Source organism: Campylobacter concisus (assembly GCF_902460875.1).
In the GTDB taxonomy this organism is placed as follows: Bacteria; Campylobacterota; Campylobacteria; order Campylobacterales; family Campylobacteraceae; genus Campylobacter_A; species Campylobacter_A concisus_AA.
The window spans coordinates 1-3,280 of the sequence record NZ_CABPVR010000020.1 but is presented as its reverse complement, the minus strand read 5'-3'; the positions used below and the strand labels follow the sequence as shown (position 1 = coordinate 3,280).

Here is a 3,280-nt window from a genome sequence, read left to right as displayed (position 1 = left end):
ATATAAAGGCTCTATTTATTTGATAGACGAACCGGAGCTTCATATAAATACATGTATACAAAGAAATCTTATGAAAGAGATAAATAATCTAATCGATGATGAAGGTCAAATTTGGATAACAACGCACAGCATAGGTTTTTTAAGGGCTTTACAAAACGATTTTATAGGCAATAGTCAAATTATTAAATTTCATAAAAACATTAATCTATCCGATAAAATAGAACTAAAACCCATTGATAAAAACTATAATGAATGGAAAGAAATTTTTGAAACTGCCTTAGACGATTTAACAGGCTTAATTGCACCCAAAAGAATAATTTATTGCGAAGGGAGAGCAGAATCAAAAGATAGCTACGAAAAAGGATTGGATGCAAAGGTATTAAATAATATTTTCAATAAAAAATATCCAGATACTTTATTTGTATCAAGTGGTGGGAATACTGAGCTAGACTATAGAAGTAGAATAGCGATAGCCATACTGGGAAAAGTATTTAATGACTTGGAAATTTGGGTATTTAAAGATAAGGATATAGCCTCAGGCGGCAATGTGAGTGAATTTGATAGGCAAGAATACCTTAATGGTCAAGAAAATAGCTTTAGAGTTATGAAAAGATGGGAAATAGAAAATTATTTATTTGATAAAGAGATTTTAAAGGCTTATTGCGACAAAAATGGGCACCAATTTGATGAGAGTAGGTATGATGCTGTAGTAACAGATGTAGTAAATAACAATGTGAAGGATAATGGTGGAGAAATTAAAAAGTGTTGTGGCATAACGACGCCTATTAATATTGAAATCTTTAAAGAAAATTTATCAAATTTTATTTTATCAGACACTTTGGTTTACAAAGAGCTTGAAGATTGCATATTTAATAGAAAATAAAAGATGGTAAAGAATTTTACCATCTTGTTAGAATATTTCCTACCTTACCTCATACCTCTCGCCTGGCTTCATCTCTATCATCTCCCACGGCAAGCCCTGCTTATTTAGCTCGTCCATGAAAGGCTTGGCGTCAAAATTTTCCATGTTAAAGACGCCCTTGCCGCTCCAAATGCCTTTTGCGACCATCATCGAGCCGATCATCGCAGGCACGCCCGTCGTGTAGCTCACCGCCTGTGCGCCTGTCTCGGCGTAGCAAGTCTCGTGGTCGCAGACGTTGTAGATATAGACCTGGCGCTCTTTGCCGTCTTTGAGCCCGCGGATCACGCAGCCGATGTTGGTTTTGCCCTTCGTGCGAGGGCCGAGACTCGCAGGATCAGGCAGTAGAGTTTTTAGAAACTGTATCGGCACGATTTTTACGCCGTTATGCTCGACCTCGTCGATGCGCAGCATGCCGACGTTTTCTAGACACTTCATGTGAGTTAGATAGCTCTGTCCGAACGTCATAAAAAAGCGGATTCGCTTTAGCCCCTTGATGTTTTTAACTAAGCTTTCTAGCTCCTCGTGGTAGAGCAGGTAGCTGTCCTTGACGCCGACTTTCGGATAGTCCCATTTGAACATTATCTCCATCGGCTCGGTCTCTTTCCACTCGCCGCGCTCCCAGTAGCGACCCTTTGCGCTCACTTCGCGCAGATTGATTTCTGGGTTGAAATTCGTAGCAAACGGATAGCCGTGATCTCCTGCGTTGCAGTCTAGGATGTCGATCTCGTTGATCTCGTCAAAGAGATTTTGCTGCGCGTAGGCACAAAATACGTTCGTCACGCCCGGATCAAAGCCGCTTCCTAGCAGCGCCATCGTGTTTGCGGCTTTAAACTCGCCGTCCTTCGCCCACTGTAGCTTGTATTCAAATTTGGCGGTATCGGGGTGCTCGTAGTTTGCGGTATCGATGTATGGGATGCCGGCGCGAGAGCACGCGTCCATGAGGGTTAGGTCTTGATACGGCAGCGCCACATTTAAAAGCAAATCGGCACCCGTTTTTTTGATGAGCGCGACCACGGCATCGGTATCGTCCGCATCGATCTGAGCGGTGTCGATAGCGACGCCTAGACGGTCTTTGATAAACTTAGCGATCGCGTCGCACTTGCTTTTTGTGCGGCTTGCAAGGGTGATATTTGTAAAAACGTCCGCGTTCATCGCGCATTTTACGGTTGCGACTTGGCTCACGCCACCTGCTCCGATGATTAAGATATTTGACATTTTTGGCTCCTTAAAATTTTAGTGATTTTAGCAAAGTTAATATAAATTTCTCGCTTTAAAAGGTAAAATAAGGCAAAAATTTAAAGGTAAAAAGATGAAGAAAATTTTACCATTTTTAGCGCCTATTTGCCTCTTTGCAAGTAGCTGTGACGAGCTAATACAAGAGAGTGTGAGGGAGTTTTATAAAAGCGATAGAAATTTGGAGAGAGCCATAAATTTAGCCGAGCAAGCGACTGATGTCTGCTTAAAAGAGGGCAACACCGAGCAGGCGATCACTTCGCTCATAAATAGCGCTAGCATTTGCATGGTAAATAAAGAGCCACAAAAGGCGTTAGAGCTCTCACAAAGAGCCCTAGAGTTGCGGCAAACGTTAGCGACAAGCTGCTACTAGCTCGCTCTTATCATAGCCTAGGTGCGGCACAAAAGGCGCTAGGCAGATACGACGAAGCACTTGCTAATTTTCAAGAAGCTCTAAAAATTTATGACAACGCGCCAAATGCCCCAATGAACGACGAACTCATCTGTATAAAAGGCATCGCTAGCGCCTACTACCTAAAAAACGACTTTGACAAAGCCCACGAAAACCACCTTTTAGCGCTAAATTTACTTGATATCACGCCGGAGTTAAGCGGCAACGAGCTTGTGCGATCAGAGCTTTTAGTAGAGCTGGCTAACGACCTAGCAAAGCTTAATCAAAAGGACGAAGCTACCCAAAACTACAAAAAAGTGCTTGAAATTTTAAATGGAAAAGAGCAAAATCCTCGCGCACGGGATCTTTTAGAGAGAGCTAACAAAGGGCTAAAGGAGCTTAACTAAGGCTCTATCGTTAGCGTACCATTTTATTACCATCTTGACCGATATGTTTTTAAAAACTATATATTTAGTTTATTTTAAAATCTGTATTTGACACGTATTTGAGTTTTCAAATCATATTATTTTTTATTATTTTCAAAGTATGCACGGTTTTTTCAAAATGATCCATATAATCAGCCAATCTTATGTCAGTATCCTTGCAATGTGCGACATTATGTCTTGTTTTAACAATTTCATCTAACGAGATCCATTGACGCTCATTAATATTCTTTATCCAATTTGCATTAAATTTTTTAAATAACGATTTGATATTTTCAGATTTCATATTGG

Annotated in this window: 5 protein-coding genes; 3 read left to right on the top strand and 2 right to left on the bottom strand. The window is 40.8% G+C overall.

Going from position 1 to position 3,280, the window contains the following annotated elements; translation table 11 throughout:
• On the top strand, positions 1-883 hold an 883-nt coding region (locus F3H01_RS09040), incomplete at its 5' end, for an OLD family protein (RefSeq protein WP_149725559.1).
• A gap of 39 nt (positions 884-922) precedes the next feature.
• Here F3H01_RS09040 and F3H01_RS09035 read toward each other — a convergent pair.
• On the bottom strand, positions 923-2,137 hold the full coding sequence (locus F3H01_RS09035; protein ID WP_149725558.1) for a saccharopine dehydrogenase family protein: 1,215 nt from the start codon (positions 2,135-2,137) through the stop codon (positions 923-925).
• 94 nt (positions 2,138-2,231) lie between these two features.
• On the opposite strand from F3H01_RS09035, the gene F3H01_RS09300 reads away from it, so the two are divergent.
• Entirely contained in the window at positions 2,232-2,528 is a 297-nt protein-coding gene (locus F3H01_RS09300) for a hypothetical protein (protein WP_188116382.1), read from the top strand.
• A complete protein-coding gene (locus F3H01_RS09295; protein ID WP_188116383.1) occupies positions 2,519-2,953 on the top strand; it encodes a tetratricopeptide repeat protein in 435 nt (144 codons plus the stop codon). Before F3H01_RS09300 ends, F3H01_RS09295 begins: the two co-directional genes overlap by 10 nt.
• A gap of 106 nt (positions 2,954-3,059) precedes the next feature.
• Here the strand turns inward: F3H01_RS09295 and F3H01_RS09525 are convergent.
• A partial coding sequence (locus F3H01_RS09525; RefSeq protein WP_223155406.1) for a hypothetical protein occupies positions 3,060-3,280 on the bottom strand: 221 nt, incomplete at its 5' end.